We start from the raw sequence: 17,828 nt of genomic DNA, 5'->3' as shown, positions 1-17,828 counted from the left end.
CATCCCCCGGCCCGCACCCGTCCCGACCTCCCCCCGGAGCAACCCAGATGCCCGCAGAGTCACCAAAGCCCACGAACCAGCCGAAGCAGCCGAAGGGCTTCTCGCAGACCTTCGCCCGCAAGCCCGCCCGTTCGCCCCACGGGCTGGTCCCCGGGCGCCGGGTCTGGATCAGCCTGGGCTGGGGCGGCGGCCTGGCCGCCGTCCTCGCCCTCGGTGTCCCGCTCGTCGGCAGTGACGTCTTCGACTCGGAGGACAGCAACGAGGTGGTCGCAGCGGAGAACATCCCTTCCTCTCCGACTCCGACCCCCAGCCTCACTCCCACCCTTTCGCCCACGCCCACCCCCACACCCACGCCCGCCAAGACCAAGGCGGTCACCCCCACCGCCGAGGCCGTGATCCAGGCCCCTCCGGTCGTCGTCACACCGAAGGCCTCGCCCGCGGCACCGGCAGCGCCGAAACAGACCTCCGGTACGGGATCATCCGGGAGCGGCACGACGCAGGAGGTGGCCAAGCCGCAGGTGAGGACCGCGGCGGTCGCCGTACAGGCGCTGGCCACGCGGGACCCGGGCCGGCACGTCTGCTACCGGGCCTTTGTGGAGACCCTCGGGTGGCAGTCCGCGGTGTGCGACGGCACCACGGCCGGCACAACCGGCCAGGAGAAGCCGATCAAGGCGCTGAACATCGCGGTGTCCGGCACCAACGGCACGGCTGCCACCGCCTTCGTCCACAACCCCAACTCGACCAACGGCAAGGGGCACTACAACGCGGATTGGAAGGGCGCGGTCGACGGCATCGACCTCTACATCGGCAGCTCCAAGAACAGCGCCCCGGACATGCTGGGCTTCGCCATCAACATCGACAACAGCAAGCAGGTCATATGTCAGACCTCGCACGTCCACAACGAGGGCTGGCACAACATGGGCTGCGACGAACCAGGCGGGGAGAACCTGATCTTCGGCGGAACCCTCAGCAACGACCTCTGGCTCGAAGCGGTCAGGTTCACCGTGTGAGGCGCCTTCAGGGCTGAGGACGAACAGCACACCCGGGCGGCGACGCTCGGGCACACCTCGCGCCGGAACCCACTGCTGAGACCGCAACTGAGACCCTGGACCGCAAGGCAGCACGCGCTCAGCGCCGCCGCATCCGCATCCGCCAAAGGCAAAAGCCCCCGAGGCACACCGCCGTGACACGGGCCCCCGAGCAGGTGGCGCACTCGGTCAACATCTCGTCCGACCTGGGCCGGCACACCGCATGGCTGCAGGAGTACGCCGAGCTCGGCTTCGACGCGGTGATGCTGCATCACGTGGGCCGCGAACAGGGCCCGTCCGGACGCCTTTCCCAACCCGCTGGCGGACGGCGCGTACGGACCCCGGAACGTCAACGTGTACGAGCAGAGCCGCGACCCGGGCTCGCTGCTCAGCCGCATGCGGCTGTTCATCGAGCGCTACCGGGAGGCTCCCGAGCTGGCCTGGGGCGACTGCCGCCTCGTGGACACCGGGGAGCGAGCGGTCCTGGCACACATCGCCTCCACCACCGACGGGACCGTCCTGGCGGTGCACAACTTCGCGGGCACGCCGGTCTCACGGCGGACGACGACGGCCTGCTCCGCGTCGAACTGCCCGCCTACGGCTACCGGTGGCCGCGCGTCGGCACCCCGGCCGACGACCCCGTGAGGGTCGCCTCCGACTGAACACCGCGTCCGCCGGGAGAGCCTCCGGGTGTGGCTCTCCTCCACCCGTCGCACGCCAACCCCGGTGATCACACCAGCGGTGCCGTGTCACCTCCATCCCGCACGGCCGGCGGCTCTGCCGCGTGGACACGGATGAGCGAGTGGTGGTCCTCGTACGGGCCCACCCCGCCCGCATCCGGTGGGTACTCTCCCGGATCGACGTCCATGACATCACCAAGGACGTCACCGACCAGACCGCAGCGCGCCGCGGTCGAGCGCTGGAAGCAGACCTTCGCCCTGTACTTCGGCGAGGTCCAGGGCGCCCCCACGCCGGGCTCGCTCGGCCTGCACCCCGGGGCATGACGGACGGCGAGGCTGCCGGTCCACGCTCCCCCGGTGGAACCGGCGGCCTCGCTCTTCACATGGCCCATACAAGCGGCGGCCAGAATCCGACGCCTGTCCGTGCCGTGTGGGTCAATCCGTCCTGGGGCCTGTCGTGCCCGACCGCAACCCCGTCCACGCACCGCCGTCGGCCTTCGGCAGTCGCTTCGCCCTCAGGTTCGTCCCGCACTTCGTGTTCGTCGTCGGTACGGCACTCGTCCGGCTCGTCGACCTCAACAGCCCGCGGTGCTGGTACATCGTGGCCGCCAGGGAGGATCCCGAGTACCAGGACAAGTACGAGAAGTGGCTCAAGTGCATGCGGTCCCACGGCCTCAAGGTCTCGGCCACGGCTGACTCCCCCGGCTTTTTCTCCTTCGACGAGGGCCTTCCGCCGGACAGCCAGATGAAGTGGGTCCAGGGTCTTGGACACCTCGGTGCTCACGCAGGACATCACCGCGGAGCTGAACCGGGGCCGCCCGTCCTCGATACTTGCCGGGATGCACTACGGGACCGTTGGGCGGGTTCGGTGGCGTGCCGTGCGTTCCGCCTCCGTGCGCTGTCAGGCGGCCTGGGTGAGCTCGGCGCGGCCGAACAGCAGGGCGTAGCCGGAGGGGAGTTGGGCGAGGATACGGCTGAGGAGGTCCTCGCCGGCGAGCTGGGCCACGATGCGCAAGACGGTTCCGGTGTCCCAGCGGGTGGTGGCCGGGCTGCCGCCGGTGCGGGTCGCCAGGTCCTTCACGAAGGCCCAGCCTGTGACAGGTTCGGTGGCGGGGACCTGGGAGGTGAAGGTGACGGCGGCCTCGTGGGGCAGCCTGGCTGCCAGCTCCACGCGCTCCTCGCCGGTGAGCTGGCGCCCGAAGGCGGCCAGCACGGCGCTCACGGCCTGTTCGGCCTGCGCACGGGTGGTGTAGGCGCCTTCGTAGCGCACCCGTTCCAGCATCTGCTCGAATGTCATGCCCGCGGTGGACCCGTATTGCTGCTGCTGGGTGATCATCGCTGACGCTGTTGCCTTTCTCATGAGGTGGTCCGGGCCGCCGACGGCCCGGGGTAAGAAGGAGGGGGTACTGCCTGTGCGTGGTCAGACGGGCTGGGGGTGGCCGAACAGCAGGTCGTAGCCCGCTGGGAGCTGGAGCAGGATGCGGCGGGTGAGTTCGTCGCCCGCCGCATCCGCTGCGACGCTGAGCACGGCGCTCACGTCCCAGGCCGCGGTCTGTTCGGTGGCTCCCTCGATCCATGCCGCGGTAGCCCTCACGAACCGCTCGGGGGACAGCGGCTCGCGCGCCTGGAGCGGATTGAGCAGCACGAGCGCCAGATCCTCCGGCAGCCGGGCGGCCAGTTCCGCCCGCACCTCGCCCACCAGGTGCGCGCCCAGCAGCGCCAGCACTGTGCGGGCCGCCCGCTCGGCTTCCCTGGTGGTCTCGTAGTCGCCGCGTTCCTTGACCTGGTGAAGGAACGCCTCCCATCGCATCACCATCGCTGCTCCCGTGCGTGTGCGTCGGACACAGGAAGGGGGTGGCTTCGGTGCGCGCCGCCCCCGTCCCGCGGTGCGGCTGGGAGGGGCCTCAGCCGCTGATCTCCTTGCGTTCCGTCCCGCCCCCGATGGCGATCTTGCGGGGCTTGGCGCGCTCGGCGATCGGGATGCGCAGGGTCAGCACCCCTGCGTCGTAGTCGGCCTTGATGTGCTCGGTGTCCAGGGTGTCGGCCAGCACGAGCTGGCGGGAGAAGACGCCCAGGGGCCGCTCGGAGAACTCCGTCTGCGCGTCGTCCGCCTTGGTGACGGGGCGGCGCTCGGCCTTGACGGTCAGCATGTTGCGCTCGACGTCGATGTCGATCGCGTCCGCCGAGACACCGGGCAGGTCGAAGGCGATCACGTACTCCTCGCCCTCACGGTAGGCGTCCATCGGCATCGCCGACGGCCGCGACCACGTCCCGGTCGTGTTCAGGAGCTGCTGGGTGAGCCGGTCCAGCTCACGGAAAGGGTCGGTACGCATCAACATCGTGAAACACCTCCAGAGTTCAAGGTCAGGCAGTGCTGCCAATGCGTTCACCTGCCATCGTTGTAACATGTCATCCAAGCGATGACAAGTCTGATGTCATCAAGATGACGACAGATCCGTTGGAGGCCCGATGACCAGGGACGGTCAGCCCGACCCCCGCGCACGCGGTCTCACGCCGGCGTCGTTCCTCGCCGCTGCCGCGGCCCTGGAAACGATCGACGATGCCCTGCGCGCTGCCCAGACCGCTCGGGACGGCGAGCCCTCCAAGCCCGGCCAGGCCAGCTCGGAGCAGGCGCTCGCCGTGCTCCTGCTGCTGCGCGAAGTGCGCGATCAACTGGCCGACTGGGAGCCGGGCCTGATCGAAACCGCGCGGGAGGCGGGCGCCAGCTGGGCCGACCTCGCCCACCCCCTCGGTGTCGCCAGCCGTCAGGCCGCCGAACGCCGCTACCTGCGCGTACGCCCCGGAAAGCCGGGAGCCACGGGCGAACAGCGGGTCCAGGCCACCCGGGACCGCCGCGCCGCCGACCGCACCGTCACCACCTGGGCCCGCACCAACGCCGCCACTCTGCGCCAGCTCGCCGGCCAGATCACCGCACTCCCCGGCCTCCCCACCGCCGCCCACGCCCCACTAGCCGATCTCACCACCGCCCTCGCCGACAACGACCCCGCCGCCCTCCTCTCTCCGCTGAAGGACACCCACCCCTATCTGGCATCCGGCCACCCCGGCCTTGCCGCACGCGTCGACGACCTCACCCGTCGCATCGACCAACTCCGTCAGAACAGCGGAAACCAGCGCCGAAACCAACCATGACTCCTGACCAGTGCGGACCACTCACAGTGAAGATCCGGCACAGCTTCGGAGCATCCTCAACCGGGCGCCCAGAGGCCCGCATGGGCCATGTGGACCAGCGGCTCGCGGCGCGGGCTGTTCCTCCCGTCCTCGCGCGCGGTCGGGGCCGCCCTATCCGCCGCCGTCGAACGGGAGCCTTGGACGACAGCCCTCTTCGGCCAGCCAGGCACGGGCCCGGCCGAGCTGTCGCTCATCGCTGAGCCGGTGAAACAGGCGCCAAGCGCGCTCGTCACGGGCGAGGACATCCTTGAAGCGCCGGAAGGCGCCTCGGCCACGGATGGCGGTCCGCAGCCGATCGGCGAGGGCGGCGTCATCGGGTCCTTCGATGAACAGCTCCATGTCCTGGTAACCGTCCCGGGAACCCAGAGCCGGCACGGACAGCCATCGCTCGGGATCATCCGCCTTCTCGAATCCGGTCTCCAGCTCATCGGCGAAGGCCGGCCGACACTCCCCAGTGCACAGATCGAGCCGACCACCGGACTCGGCCGGGGTGCCCTCCAGCAGCATGGCGAGCATCTCCAGATCGACTGCGAGCGGACGAAGGACGGGGTTCACTGCGTGCCCTACGGACACCCGCAACACGTCCGCCAGTTCCTCATCACCCCGGAAACCACGCTCCCACAGTGCTCCGAGGAACGTGGCAGCCATCTGCGCCGCCCCCGACAGACCCAGAGCAGCGGCACCGGCCACACCGTCACCGGCCAGCTGCAGCACCTCGCTCACAGGTCCACGGCGCGGTGCGGCAAGCAGCGCCGTCCCGTCCGACCCGTGCAGCGCGCCGCGCACAGTCCGCGACCCGTCCTCGTCCCACCCCTCGGCCATGACCTCGACGTCAACGCGCGTCACTGAGTCGTCCAGCGCCGAGCACCGCCCGGTTCCCGCTCCGGCCCCGCGGTACTCGTCACCGCGCCCGCGGAACCGGTCGGTGACGCCCTGTCACCGACTCCGCTTGCGCCCGCCCCGGCCCGTGGCCATGGGCGTCATCCCGCTGGGCATCAGCATCATGCGGGACGAACTCCCGCCCGAGAAGCTCGGCACGGCCATGGCGCTGATGAGTTCGTCGCTGGGGGTGGGCGGCGCCCTGGGGCTGCCCGGAGCCGCGCTGCTTGCCCAACACGCCGACTGGCACGCGCTGTTCTGGGTGTCGGGCGGTCTGGGCGCCGTGGTGATCGCGCTGGTGCTGGCGTTCGTGCCGGAATCACGGGTCAGTAGCGGAGGACGGTTCGACCTGGTGGGCGGGATCGGGCTGACGGCCGGGCTGCTCTGCCTTCTGCTGGCGATCTCCAAGGGTGCCGACTGGGGCTGGACCAGTGGCTCGACGGGCGGGCTGTTCGGTGCGGGAGTGGTGATCCTGCTGGTGTGGGGGTGGTGGGAACTGCGGTCCGCCCAGCCCCTGGTGGACCTGCGAGCAGTGCGGCGAGCTCCGGCGAGAAGTCGGCGAACGGGTAGAACGCCGGGCCGGGCCCGTCGCCCCGGCCACCGGGGACGGCGGCGAGGGCGACCGGGGCCACAGTGTCCGGATGCGCGAGCCAGCCCAGCCAGTCCTGGAAGTCGGCGGGCAGCTCGACCAGCAGCACCTGCGGGCGGGCCGCGTCCAGCAGGGCCGGTACCGCCGCCGCGAGCGACGGCGAGTGGTGCCGCACGCCGATGAGGTAAGGGGCCGTCGGCGCGGTGAGCGCGGCGGCGGCTTCGTCGGGTGTCACCGGCTTCACTCCTCCAGCACGCCGCGCAGGTCCCACAGCGTGCGCCAGGTCGCGGAACCCTGTTCCGCGCGGCGGCGGACCGCGCCGTCCCAGTAGCCGAGGAGCCGGGAGGCGTCGGCCGGGTCGTCCTTGCGGACGACCCCGAGCAGGTGACCGGGGAGCAGGCCCAGGACGTCCCGGCCGCCGGGGAAGTACGCGGCGGCCAGACCGAGCGCCGCGGCGACGGACACCGCCTCGGCGGTGCTCATCACCGTCGACGGGCGTTCGACTTCCCAGCCCTCGGCCGACCGGCCGTCACGGAGGTCGCGGAAGGCGGTGACCAGCACCTCCAGGACGGTGTCGTCGACCTGCTGGGTGGTGCCGGCCCGCTCCACGGCTGCCCGCGCCTGGCGGCGGACGAGGGCCATCTCCGCGCCGAGGTCGCCGATCGGCCCGACCGTCTCGAAGTTGAACCGGCGTTTGAGGGCGGCGGACATCTCGGAGACGCCCTTGTCGCGGAGGTTGGCCGTGGCGATCAGGGTGAAGCCGGGGGCAGCGTGCAGCAGGGCGTCGTCGCCACCGGACAGCTCGGGGACGGCGATCCGGCGTTCGGACAGCAGGGAGACCAGGGCGTCCTGGACCTCGGGCAGACAGCGAGTGACCTCCTCGACGCGGGCCACGCCGCCGCCGGTCATGGCGGTGAGGACCGGCGACGGCACGAGGGCCGCCCGGGTGGGGCCCTGGGCGAGCAGCAGGGCGTAGTTCCAGCCGTACTTGAGCTGGTCCTCGGTGGTGCCGGCGGTGCCCTGGACGACGAGGCCGCTGGTGCCGCAGACCGCTGCGGAGAGCAGTTCGGAAAGCATGGACTTGGCGGTGCCGGGTTCGCCGACGAGCAGCAGGCCGCGCTCCCCGGCGAGTGTCACCACGCAGCGCTCCACCAGCGCCCGGTCGCCGACGAACTTCTCCTCGACGACCAGACGGCGCGGGACGCCTTCGGAGGCGTCCGTCCCTGCGGGAAGCCGCAGGGTGTCGCCGTCGCTGCCCATGACGAAGGTGACGACCGCGCGCGGGGTGAGCCGCCAGGCGGGCGGGCGCGGGCCGGTGTCGTGGGCGGCGAGGAAGGCCAGTTCGGTGGCGTAGCGGTCTTCGGGCGGGGAGATCTGACGGCCGGCCGCCTCGGGGGCGGCGGACCGGGAGGGTGCGGTGGTCACCGGCGATCGTCCTTCCCGGTGGCACGGGTGGTGAGTTCCTCGAACGCGGGGCCGTCACCGTCGCGGACCGCGGCCCAGACGCGGGCGAAGAGTTCCGCCACCGAGACCTTGGGTACGACCTTCCGGTAGTCGCTGAGCGGGTACAACCGTTCCTTCCAGCTCTCGATGGGCAGGGCGTGCCGCTCGGCGATCCAGGCGCCGGGGAGGAAGAGGGTCCGTCCGGCCCGGGGGCGCTTGGCTTCGATCACCAGGTCGGTGGCGGCGAGTTCGGCGCGCGCCTTCTTGAGGCGGGCCGGTTTCCAGCCGGTCCAGCGGGCACAGTTGCGGTCGGTCGGGTCGGGGAGGGCGAGCAACTGGAGGTAGTGGGCGGCCGCGTCGGCCCCGAGCCCGAGGGCCGAGGCGACCTCGGTGACCAGGTCCGGCGCGGACACGTTGGGGTCCTGGGCCCAGCCGTGCGGTGTGCCCGGTCCGTGACCGACCGCGACAAGGCCTGCCAGGTCGTCGCCGAGTACGGTACGCAGCCCGTCGAGCGGATAGCGGTCCTGGTTGCTGAGGTCGTCGAGCAGTTGGAGAACCGGGTCGTCGCTGCCGGTGAGACCGGCGGGGCGGACCAGCGTCATCTCCTCGTCGTGGGGCAGGGGGTGCAGCACGATGGCCTCGCCGACCCGGGTCAGACCGTCCGGGCCGGCACCGCCGGTGTCGGGCATGCCGTGGGCCTTGCGGATCAACGCGGCCGTGGACCCACCGGTATCCGTCCGGTGGACGCTCAGGTCGAGCAGCAGGCCGGGGTCGGACAGGCGGTGGCGCAGCGCTTCCAGGCCGGCGGCCAGCGCCGCGCGCAGCGGATGGCCGTAGGGCAGGCCGTAGCCGAGGATGGCCAGGTCGGATGCCGCGGTGTTGCAAAAATGTGGGCCGGGAATCGCGGAGGGGTCGGCGGCGGCAAGCTTGCCGTCCTTGTCCAGCCCCATGGTGGTGGTGCGGTTGAGCCAGGCGACGCGGGAGGGGTTGAGCAGGGCTTCGACAGACGGTCCGCCGAGTATGTCCCCGACCTCCTCGGGCACGCGGACGAGGCCGCCCAAGGCGTCGGACCAGACACGGGCGGCGCCGGTGACGTCGGGGCCGCCCGTCCACAGCAGTTCGGCGTCTTCGGGCAGCAGGGCGGTGAGCACAGCCACCCGGGTGCCCTGTCCGACGGGGTGGAGCATGCGTTTGCCGAGCTCCGCCTGGCGGGCGTTCAGCCCGATGGCGGTCAACTGCGCGGCGGAAGCGGGCTTCTGGTAGCCCTCCGACGGCAGACCGGCCAGTAGCAGGCTGGCCTGGATGGGGCCGAGGTCGAGGCCGGTGGCGGCAACGAGTTCGTCGACGGCCGCAGGCCGCCAGGGAGCCGGGCCCTGCTCGCGGACGAGCTCGGTCAGGGCGGTGATCCGGCCTGCCGGGAGGTCCGGGATGTGGCGCCTCTCCTCGCGCGCGGTGAAGTGTGCCACCGCTCCGAACTCGCCGGACGGGTCATGGTCGAGCGCGAGCCACTGCTTCTCGGTGACGTTCTGGTTCTCCTCGCACAGGATCACGACCGTGCGGTCACCGTGGCGCAGGACCTGGCCGGCCCGCTGCCCGATGTTTTTGGGTTCGCACAGCACGACCTCGCGCAGCGGACTCCCCGGGTCGGCCAGCGGCCCTTCGGCGATCGCGTCGAGGAGCAGCAGCAGTGCTTCCCGCTTTTCGGGGCTGGTGCCCTGGGAGGTGGCGCGCCAGGCCAGGGCGCTCGGCACGTCGAGGCAGCGGGTCCACTCGGCGGAGGCAACGGGAACGGTCCGTGCGTCGCTGGTCCAGCCGTCGGTGAGGTTCGCGAGCACCTCCGGTTCGGGCAGCGCGAGGCCGTCGGCGGGCTTCGCGGACAGGACGTGGTTGACCGCGCGGATCTGCCGCAGGACGGCCCATCCCCGGCCGATGCCGTACCACGCGTACTCGGTCCCCGCGATGCCGGTGACGGCGTGGCTGAGCGCTCGGTCGGTCCCGTGCTCCGGCTCGTAGTCGGGGAACATGCCCCGGACATGCTGGGGTTGTGCCTCCGGTGGCTGTGCGGAGGCGGCGAACTCCGCGGTGTCCGCCGCATGGGCGACGACGCCGTGCACGATCGAGGCCACCCCCGCGAGCAGCGAAGGGTGGCTGAGCTCGGGCAGGGAGCGGGCCACGGCAGCCTGTCCGACCTCGCTGGGTGAGGGGCCGGTGTACTGCAGCGACCGGCTCTGGGCGGAGATCTCCTCGGCCCGCTGGGCGCCCAGCGCCTCGGTGCTCGCGCTCAGCAGGGTCGTGGCACGCTCCGTGGTGAGGGCGCGCAGCGCCAGCGACCCGCGCTCGTCGCGGGGGACCAGCGCGTGCCAGAACTGCGCCGACGGCACGAACGGGGTGCCGGCGGCGAACTCGCCTCCAGGGCCCTCGGGTTGGACGGTCCCGAGGGCCCCGTTCGACGCGCTGTCGGCCGCGTACAGGCTGACCGAGCGGAAGCCCCTTGCCGCCACGGGCCCGGAGCCGCCCGGCAGTCGCAGCGCGCCGAGCGTCACCGGGCTCCCGCCGCCGTCGGTGCCGAACGGCAGCGAGGTGATACGGCCGTCGGGGGTACCGGCGGTGGTGATGCCCTGCGGGCCCTTGCCGGACCTGCGGACCCAGCGTCCGAGGACGCTGCCGTCGGTGCCGAACGGGGAGTTCTCCAGTCCGGGCAGCAGCGGCAGCAGTTCGCAGTGCTCGGGCACCAGGGCCGTACCGTCGTCTGTGCCATCGGCGTCGTCGATTCCGGACCGCAGGAACGCCGGCAGCGAGGCCGGGCCGTCGGTGCCGGTGAGCGGGTCGTGTTCCACCCAGTACGTCTCGTGGTTGTCCTGGACGACCCGTGCCCAGTGGCCTGTGCCGTCACTCAGCAGCGGGCGGGCGGCGGGCAGCACGGTGTCACCGGCGCGCAGAACAGTGACGCCGGTGGCGCGGCCACCGCCGGGCAGTGGCAGCGACGGGGCATCGACCTCGAACCGGTACCGCCGGTGGCGCGGCACGATTTCCGGCACGCCTTCGAGGGAGATGACCTGGTCGGGATGGCCGGACCAGTAGGCGTTCTTGGTGAGGGGGTACCAGTTGACGAGGAGTTGGTCATCCACCCAGCGGAACTCCATCCTCTCCGAAATGGCGTTCCTCGGGATACGCAGGTCGTGCTCCAGCATTATTCGGTCGGGCCCGACCACGATCGCCTTCTCCTTGCGGGCCAGGATCAGGGCGGGCCAGGCCTCGGCGACGACGAACCAGTCCTTGTCCTTGTCGACCTCGCCGATCCGGTGGACCGCCTCCTCCAGGGCGGGCCAGCAGAGTTCGTCGAAAATTCCGGTGCGCAGGGTGCGCAGGAGCAGCGGGGCGAAGTCGTGGGCGGCCACCGCCGCGACGGCGTCCGGGTTGACCCGGGCGGCGACCTGGTGGAACCGCCGCAGCTCACTCAGGGCGGCGCGGGAGCCGGGCAGCCCGGCGGCCCCGACGAACTCCGCGGCCCGGTCGGCGAGCCAGTCGTGCAGGACCGGCCCCAGGGCCGGGTGGTCGGCGAGGGCGTCCGGTGTCGACGGCGGGAGCACGTAGAGGTTGAGCGATCCGATGGCGTCGTGCAGCAGCGGCCGGAAACGCTGGTCGGCGGCGACCGCGGCCAGGTCGCGGGCGCCGGTGCGCGGTTCGTTCAGCCAGTGGTCCAGTGGCAGACGGACGGTGCAGTGGTCGCACGGGTCGGCCAGCGGGACGCCGGCGGCCAGGCAGAGGTCGAGCAGATCGAGGTCGGCGCCGGCCGGCCGGTGTCCCGTGAAGAGGCCGACCGGCCGGGCGTCGGCGAGCAGCCGGGGCACCATGCGTTCGACCAGGGCGAGGGTGGCCGAGGAGTGGTCGGGGGCCTTGCCGTGATGGCGGTGCCGCTCCCAGCGGCTCAGCCAGTCCGCCGGGGTGATGCCGCCGGGCGGCGGGGGGCCGGTCGGAGCGCCGGCCTGATCACCGGTCGCGTCACCGGCCGGAACGCCCGTCGGATCACCGCTCGGATACGCCGCCGCGGCACCGCTCGGGGCGGTCAGCAGGGCCTCGGCCCCGCTGTCGGCGAGCAGCTTCAGCCAGTTCTCATCGGTGGCGACGTCGCGTCCCACGACGGCGGGCAGGATCTCCAGCAGTCTGGCCCGGACCGCCGGGTCGCGACGGCCGAGTTCGGCGAGGGTGGCGCGGTAGTCGGACCAGAACGAGGCGGGTGCCCGGACCACGGCGGGGGAGACGATCAGGTCGGCGACGAGGGTCCGCTCCTCCTCGGCACGGTCGAGTCCGGTGACCTTGAGCAGGGGGCGGGCATCCTTCGACAGGGTGGCGTGGGGCGGTAGACCGGCCTCGCAGCGTTCGACGATGAGCCGGCGGAACTGCGACCAGGCGTCGGCCGGGTCCAGCCGTTCGGCGAGGTCGCGGGCGTGTTCCTTGAGGGCTTTGACGGTCAGGGCTCCCGCGAAGGCGAACTCGAGGAAGACCGCGCGGTGCCGCTCCTCGTCCACTGCCAGTCCGTGGGCGCGCTCGGCGGCCCGTGCCTTGCCGAAGAACATCCCCGCCCACGTGGGGTTGTCGTGCTGGAGCCAGATCCGGGCGACCTGCTCGTAGTAGGTCGGCAGGAAGTGCGGGACGGCACGGCTGAGACGGTCGCCGACGGACTCGAAGCCGTCCTTCGCGGCGCCGGTGCGGGATCCTGCCATCCTGGCGAGCCGTTCGATGTCCTTGACCAGAGCGAGCGCGTGGTGCCCGTTGGCGGGGTCGTTGACCAGCGCCCAGGCGGGGAAGCCGAGCGTCTCGCGGCGGACCTGGCCGACCTCGGGGGCGCTTTCCTGACGGGTGAGGTCGAGGAACTCCATGGCCAGGTCCTCGGCCTCGCCGAGGGTGCCGGGTACGAGGCGGACCACGGGCCGGCCGTCGAGGGCAGGATGGGTGTAGGTGCGGGCGGTCAGGACGTCCGCGTCCTCGCGGTCGGTGCTGCCCGGCAGCAGGATCGCCCCCGCGTCGAGAAGGGACGCCGTGCCGGCGTGGTCCATAGTCATGCCGCCTGCTCCTCGTTCTCGATGACGCGTCCCGCGTGGAGGGCCGCGGCCATGCGCATCCCCTCGGACCAGGCGACCGGCCCGACCTGCCCGAGCCCGACCGTCCGTCCTGCCGTGTCGGTCCAGGTCAGTGGCCCGGTCTCGATGTCGTCGCCGCCGTCGTAGGGGTCGAACTCGCCGATCCAGATGCGCGCCTCGACGGTCCGGCCGTCCTCGAAGACCGGGCAGACCGACTGATCGCCGCGGATCCGGTAGCCGAGGGAGGCGGCCCTGCTGTGCAGGGAGCGCTGTCCGTCGAAGCGGGCGCCGGCGTAGGTGTCGACCTGCTCGCCCTCGGGGTCGAGATCGGCGGGCCGGCGCCACACCTCGCGGAAGAGTTGCCCGGCCTTCTGCTCGACGCCCAACTCGACCGCGAACTCCCGGAGGTCGTCGAGGTCGTCGAGGAGCACCGGGTGCGGTACGCGGACGAGTTCCGGGGTGATGCGCACCGTGTCGCCGTCGAGGTCGACCAGGCCCAGGCCGCGGGTGCCGTCGGCGTCGCGCAGGAAGCCGGCGACCTTGCCGTCCTCGTCGGTGACGACCAGGTCGCGGAGCGCGGACTGCCAGGACGGGTCGGGCCACACCTGGGCGAGGACCGCGGCCGGCACCGGCAGCGAGCGCGCCATCCAGCGCTCCACGTCGGTCAGACACTGCTGCTCGTGCTGGTCCAGCCACTCCGTCAGCTGCCGCAGACCCACCACAGCCGGGTCGTCCCTCAGTTTTGCCGGTAACGACTTCAGGAGGCGTCCGGCAGCGTTGCGGCAGACGACCTTCCTCGCACCGTCGAGGGCGACCTCGTAGTCGCCCGCCGGAACCCACCCCATGTGCTGTTCCTCCATCATCCACGTCAGATGCACGATCGACGGGCGCGGTTCCGGGGGTACGGCCCCCGGTTCGCAGCGCCGCCGCGATCACTGGCGGAGACTCTAGAGGCGGGCACTGACACAGGGCGACCGGCCGGCCAACCGGCCTGTGTGCCCCGTTGCCTGGCACTGACAGGGGCAGGTGGACATCGCCGTCCGTGCCCGTACTCGGATCCATGAGCAGCACTGCCGCGGGCGGCCCGCGGAACCCCACCTCGATCTCGACCGAGGTGCTCAACACCGCCTACGTCACGGCCGAGGACCTGGACCGGGGCTGAGCTGTTTCTCCGTCAAGTACGGGTGCCTACAGTCCTGTTGAGAGGTGGGCGCCCCTGAGCACCGGGCCGGCCCTGCCTGGACCGCTCGCCCCGCACCCAGTTCCGCAGCGTCTCCCGGCTGACTCCCAGGTCCTTGCTCACGCCCTCGAACGTATTCTTCGGGTCCGACAGGTACAGCGCGACAACATCCGCCCTGACTCCGCCGAGTACACCTTCATCACCATCAGTGACATCTCTTCCTCTGAACCCTCAAGGTCCGGTGTCCAAGGTGTCCACGATCCGGGGTGGGGTCCCCATCAGCTCTGCCCCTCGACCGCTGCCATGCGGGCCGACTGCAGGAAGACTGACACAGTGCCCACGTGAGCCACGGCGACGTCCTACGGAACACGAGCACCACAGGATGGCGTCGAAGCAAGGAAGGTGAGGGGATCGAAGAGTGATGCACAGGACTGGAGCGGAGGTCGACGGCGTGCGCGGGGTGTTAGCAGTGGACTCGACCGCCCCGGGCGCCGCACCGCAGGGACTCGACGCCTTCCGGCGCGGGTGGGAGACGCAGATCGGCGACGATGTCTTCCAGCTGCCGGCCTTCACCCCGGACACGGCCGGTGACTTCCGGGTCAAGGGCCGCGTCGCGAAGGTGCGCGACGTGGCGATCGCCGATCTTCACGCCGCGTCGGCCACCCGGACCACGGACGCCCCGGGCGGCGATCAGGATCTGGTGGAAATGTACGTAGTGCGGCGCGGCGCATGGACTATGGGCGGCCCGCCCGATCGCGGCGAACAGACCGTATCGGCCGGGCAGTTCCTCCTCCGGCACGTCGGGCGCCAGTCGGTCTTCGAGACGGCTCCGCACATCAGGGCACAGTTCCTGGTCCTGCCCTCCGCGGTGCTCAAACCCCTGCTCGGGAACCGGATCGTCACCGGGTCGGCGGACTCGGCCGAGACACGCCTGCTGACGGCCTTCGCGGACATGATCCACGTAACCGTGGCCGACCTCGGCCCGGCCGGTGTGGAAGCTGCCCACAGCACCCTGATCGAGCTGACCAAGGCGGTGGCGAGGGGCCGGTTCGACGACGTGGAACCCCGGCTGGCTCCCGCGCTCACCCAGGCAGCCAAGAACCTCGCGGACCGCCGGCTCGCTGATCCCGAACTTTCTCCGGCGATGCTCGCGCGTGAACTCAACGTCTCCGTCCGTACGCTGCACCGGGCATTCGCCACGGTGGGAGAGCAGGTGGCCACCTACATCCGCCACCGGCGACTGCAAGAGGCCCGGCTCGCCCTCACCGCGCCGTCAGGTCGCCTGAGTATCTCGGAACTCGCCGCACACTGGCAGTTCGCGGACGGCAGCCACTTCACCCGGGCCTTCAAGAAGCACTACGGTCAGACTCCCACCGAGTACGCCCGCTCGACCGGAGCGGTCTCGAGCTCGCCCAACCGGCACCCGCCGGGCCACGGGCCGGCCGAAAGCGCGTGACCAGGGGTGTTCTTCGCGGTTCGCATGTCTCACAAGACGTGGACTGCTGACCGTGAGGTGGTGGTGTGGTTCACCCTTTTGGGGTGTCGCCGAGGTGAGCCCAGAAGCCGCCAATTGTTGATCTCGAGGTGTCAGCGCATCCGTCGGGCGGCGGGGTCGCGTTCTGCGACGTGCCGGGCGACCGCGTCGACGCTGGGGCGTGCATACCGCTCCAGGGAGCGGACGGAGGCGTGGCGGGAGCGGGCCGGCAGCATCGGGGTGGAGGTGCCGCCCCCTCGGCGTCGTGTGTCAGGGTGCTGTGGCGGATCCGGTGCAGTGTCCAGCCGTCGCGCGCGGCTCGATGCCGGTGCCCTTGACCGGCTTGGCGAACTCGGCGTCGAACCGCTCCTTGCCGAGCGCGCGGGCGAGTTCGCTGGTCCGCGTGCGCGACGATTTCAGCTACGAGCCCAAGGGCGACGTTCCTCCTCGGTGTCGCTGCTCCCTGCACTCGTCAGAATCGCGCTCGCGACAACTTCGAAGAGGTGGTCGGCGCGTGGCGCGAGCGAGGGTTGATCGCCGAGCCAGGCGAGCATGGCTACCAGCGCAAACAAATCGGCGCCGTCGATGTCGCTCCGCGCCACGCCCGCGGCCTGGGCACGGGTGAGGAGCCGCGCACCGGCCGCGCGCAGGGTGACGCACGAAGCGTGGAGCGCGGATTCGGTGTCCTCGATGGCGGCTGCCATCAGCACGGTCACGCCCCGATACTCGGTTGTCCACGCGACGCAGTCGCGTAGCCACGAAACGAGAGCGTCTTCGGGTGAGTTCGACGTTTCGAGCTCAGCTGCCTGTGCCGTCAGTTCGTCGAAGCTCGTGCGGAGCAGCGCATCGAGCAGCGCCTCGCGCGTCGGGAAGTGACGCAGCAGCGTCGCGAGCCCGACGTCGGCCCTGCGCGCGATGTCGCGCAGTGACACGTCGACGCCTTGCTCGGTGATGGCGGTGCCCGCTACTGCGAGCAGGTGGTCGCGGTTCTTCCTGGCGTCGGCCCGCATCTGTCCCTCTTGACTATCCGGATCAGTGGTCCATATATTCGGATCAGTGGTCCAGTTATGTGGATCGCTGATCCGAATAAGCGTATCCCGCAGCGCGGGCAGGAGAAAACGATGCCGACACACACGATGAGGGCGGTCCGGCTCCATGAGCACGGTGGCCCTGAAGTTCTGCGTTACGACGAGGTGCCGATTCCCGAGCCGGGGCCGGGCGAAGTGCTCGTCCGCGTTCACGCGGTCGGCATCAATCCTCCGGACTGGTACCTGCGCGGCGGACTGACCAGGATGCCCGGGGAGACGGAATCGACGGTCAGCCTGCCGGTGATTCCGGGGACGGACATGTCGGGCGTCGTCGAGGCCGTCGCCGCGGACGTGGACGGCCTCGCCGTAGGTGATGAAGTCTTCGGTCTTCTGCGTTTCCCCAGCTTCCACGGCAGCGCATACGCCGAGTACGTGGCCGCGCCCGCGTCGGACCTCGCACGCAAGCCGGCCGGCCTCGACCACGTGCACGCCGCCGGGGCGCCCATGGCCGGGCTCACCGCGTGGCAGTTCCTGATCGAGCTCGGACACGACCACCCCTCGCCCTTCCAGGAGACACGGCATCGCCCGACGGCACTCGACGCCGACACCACGGTGGTCATCAACGGCGCCGCGGGCGGCGTGGGGCACTTCGCACTGCAACTGGCGAAATGGAAGGGTGCACGTGTCATCGCGGTGGCATCGGGCGCGCATGAATCGTTCCTGCGCGAACTCGGCGCCGACCAGTTCATCGACTACACCAAGAGTCGTCCCGAGGAACTCGTGCACGACGTCGACCTCGTACTCGACACCGTCGGCGGCCCCGACAGCAAACGCTTCCTGCGCACGCTCAAGCGCGGCGGCGCCCAGTTCCCCGTGCTCCCCGGGGACTTCGACGAAGAAGAGACCGCGAAGCTGGGCGTCACGGTCTCGAGCACCCAGGTCCGCTCGAACGGCGCGCAACTCGCTGAACTGGGGCGCCTGTTCAACGCGGGCACAATCCACGTCGCGATCGACAGCACTTTTGCGCTCGCGGATGCCCGGGCCGCGCACGAACGCGCCGCCCGAGGGCACATCCAGGGCAAGATCGTACTCACGGTCGCTTAGGAACGAGCCGTTTCACCGACGCGTCCGGCGCCCGTCCGCGGGGCACCGGCGGCCATCGAGACGCCGACGCGGAGAACTCGGGGCGCGTCTGGCGGCCAGGCGGTCGTGATGCTCGCGGCGGCGAACCGAGCCGACCGTACGGTCGGCTCGGTT

At 71.2% G+C, this 17,828-nt stretch carries 16 protein-coding genes and 3 pseudogenes; 8 read left to right on the top strand and 11 right to left on the bottom strand.

Going from position 1 to position 17,828, the window contains the following annotated elements; genetic code table 11:
- Nucleotides 1-47 precede the first annotated feature (47 nt).
- The 4 genes and pseudogenes from ACWDR4_RS17590 to ACWDR4_RS17575 all read left to right on the top strand — a co-directional run bounded on the left by ACWDR4_RS17590 (nucleotide 48) and on the right by ACWDR4_RS17575 (nucleotide 2,032).
- A complete protein-coding gene (locus ACWDR4_RS17590) occupies nucleotides 48-1,010 on the top strand; it encodes a hypothetical protein (protein ID WP_450409394.1) in 963 nt (320 codons plus the stop codon).
- Nucleotides 1,011-1,382: 372 nt separating this feature from the next.
- Nucleotides 1,383-1,673 (top strand): hypothetical protein, encoded by a 291-nt coding sequence (locus ACWDR4_RS17585; RefSeq protein WP_450409393.1) that lies wholly within the window; start codon nucleotides 1,383-1,385, stop codon nucleotides 1,671-1,673.
- Between the two features lie 172 nt (nucleotides 1,674-1,845).
- A pseudogene (locus ACWDR4_RS17580) lies at nucleotides 1,846-1,929 on the top strand (DNA-binding protein); the annotation flags it as partial.
- Nucleotides 1,895-2,032 (top strand): hypothetical protein, encoded by a 138-nt coding sequence (locus ACWDR4_RS17575; protein WP_450409606.1) that lies wholly within the window; start codon nucleotides 1,895-1,897, stop codon nucleotides 2,030-2,032. The pseudogene ACWDR4_RS17580 and the gene ACWDR4_RS17575, both read left to right, overlap by 35 nt.
- A 111-nt stretch (nucleotides 2,033-2,143) precedes the next feature.
- Here ACWDR4_RS17575 and ACWDR4_RS17570 read toward each other — a convergent pair whose 3' ends face one another.
- The 4 genes from ACWDR4_RS17570 to ACWDR4_RS17555 all read right to left on the bottom strand — a co-directional run bounded on the left by ACWDR4_RS17570 (nucleotide 2,144) and on the right by ACWDR4_RS17555 (nucleotide 4,047).
- Nucleotides 2,144-2,398, bottom strand: coding sequence for a hypothetical protein (locus tag ACWDR4_RS17570; RefSeq protein ID WP_450409391.1), 255 nt, complete (start codon nucleotides 2,396-2,398; stop codon nucleotides 2,144-2,146).
- Nucleotides 2,399-2,609: 211 nt separating this feature from the next.
- Nucleotides 2,610-3,005 carry a DUF2267 domain-containing protein gene (locus tag ACWDR4_RS17565; protein WP_450409389.1) on the bottom strand — a complete coding sequence of 132 codons (396 nt, stop codon included), beginning with the start codon at nucleotides 3,003-3,005 and terminating at the stop codon, nucleotides 2,610-2,612.
- Nucleotides 3,006-3,128: 123 nt separating this feature from the next.
- Complete coding sequence (locus ACWDR4_RS17560) at nucleotides 3,129-3,524, bottom strand: DUF2267 domain-containing protein (protein ID WP_450409387.1); 396 nt, start codon at nucleotides 3,522-3,524, stop codon at nucleotides 3,129-3,131.
- 88 nt (nucleotides 3,525-3,612) lie between these two features.
- Nucleotides 3,613-4,047 (bottom strand): Hsp20/alpha crystallin family protein, encoded by a 435-nt coding sequence (locus ACWDR4_RS17555; protein ID WP_450409386.1) that lies wholly within the window; start codon nucleotides 4,045-4,047, stop codon nucleotides 3,613-3,615.
- Nucleotides 4,048-4,177: 130 nt separating this feature from the next.
- On the opposite strand from ACWDR4_RS17555, the gene ACWDR4_RS17550 reads away from it, so the two are divergent.
- Nucleotides 4,178-4,858 carry a type III effector protein gene (locus ACWDR4_RS17550; protein WP_450409384.1) on the top strand — a complete coding sequence of 227 codons (681 nt, stop codon included), beginning with the start codon at nucleotides 4,178-4,180 and terminating at the stop codon, nucleotides 4,856-4,858.
- Between the two features lie 150 nt (nucleotides 4,859-5,008).
- On the opposite strand, the gene ACWDR4_RS17545 is transcribed toward ACWDR4_RS17550, so the two are convergent.
- A complete protein-coding gene (locus ACWDR4_RS17545) occupies nucleotides 5,009-5,743 on the bottom strand; it encodes a UPF0158 family protein (protein ID WP_450409382.1) in 735 nt (244 codons plus the stop codon).
- Between ACWDR4_RS17545 and ACWDR4_RS17540 the strand changes: the two are divergent.
- Nucleotides 5,718-6,056: pseudogene (locus ACWDR4_RS17540) on the top strand (MFS transporter); the annotation flags it as partial. The gene ACWDR4_RS17545 and the pseudogene ACWDR4_RS17540 sit on opposite strands and share 26 nt — an antisense overlap.
- 46 nt (nucleotides 6,057-6,102) lie before the next feature.
- Here ACWDR4_RS17540 and ACWDR4_RS17535 read toward each other — a convergent pair.
- From ACWDR4_RS17535 to ACWDR4_RS17515, 5 genes and pseudogenes are all read right to left on the bottom strand, one after another.
- Entirely contained in the window at nucleotides 6,103-6,600 is a 498-nt protein-coding gene (locus ACWDR4_RS17535; RefSeq protein ID WP_450409381.1) for a DUF5682 family protein, read from the bottom strand.
- A 5-nt stretch (nucleotides 6,601-6,605) separates the two neighbouring features.
- Complete coding sequence (locus ACWDR4_RS17530; protein ID WP_450409379.1) at nucleotides 6,606-7,790, bottom strand: ATP-binding protein; 1,185 nt, start codon at nucleotides 7,788-7,790, stop codon at nucleotides 6,606-6,608.
- Nucleotides 7,787-12,871: a hypothetical protein gene (locus ACWDR4_RS17525; protein WP_450409377.1), complete on the bottom strand. Its 5,085-nt coding sequence runs from the start codon at nucleotides 12,869-12,871 to the stop codon at nucleotides 7,787-7,789. Before ACWDR4_RS17525 ends, ACWDR4_RS17530 begins: the two co-directional genes overlap by 4 nt.
- Entirely contained in the window at nucleotides 12,868-13,734 is an 867-nt protein-coding gene (locus tag ACWDR4_RS17520; RefSeq protein ID WP_450409376.1) for a DUF4132 domain-containing protein, read from the bottom strand. Before ACWDR4_RS17520 ends, ACWDR4_RS17525 begins: the two co-directional genes overlap by 4 nt.
- Before the next feature lie 365 nt (nucleotides 13,735-14,099).
- Nucleotides 14,100-14,275: pseudogene (locus tag ACWDR4_RS17515) on the bottom strand (transposase); the annotation flags it as partial.
- A 263-nt stretch (nucleotides 14,276-14,538) separates the two neighbouring features.
- Between ACWDR4_RS17515 and ACWDR4_RS17510 the strand changes: the two are divergent.
- Nucleotides 14,539-15,525: a helix-turn-helix domain-containing protein gene (locus ACWDR4_RS17510; RefSeq protein ID WP_450409374.1), complete on the top strand. Its 987-nt coding sequence runs from the start codon at nucleotides 14,539-14,541 to the stop codon at nucleotides 15,523-15,525.
- Between the two features lie 434 nt (nucleotides 15,526-15,959).
- Here ACWDR4_RS17510 and ACWDR4_RS17505 read toward each other — a convergent pair whose 3' ends face one another.
- Nucleotides 15,960-16,553, bottom strand: coding sequence for a TetR/AcrR family transcriptional regulator (locus tag ACWDR4_RS17505; protein WP_450409372.1), 594 nt, complete (start codon nucleotides 16,551-16,553; stop codon nucleotides 15,960-15,962).
- Between the two features lie 111 nt (nucleotides 16,554-16,664).
- Here ACWDR4_RS17505 and ACWDR4_RS17500 point away from each other — a divergent pair, with 111 nt between their 5' ends.
- Complete coding sequence (locus ACWDR4_RS17500; RefSeq protein WP_450409592.1) at nucleotides 16,665-17,675, top strand: NADP-dependent oxidoreductase; 1,011 nt, start codon at nucleotides 16,665-16,667, stop codon at nucleotides 17,673-17,675.
- Nucleotides 17,676-17,828: the final 153 nt, after the last annotated feature.

This window comes from Streptomyces sp. NPDC000878 (genome assembly GCF_053599695.1).
Note: the sequence above shows the minus strand (reverse complement) of the source record. Positions and strands in the feature narration are given on the sequence as shown.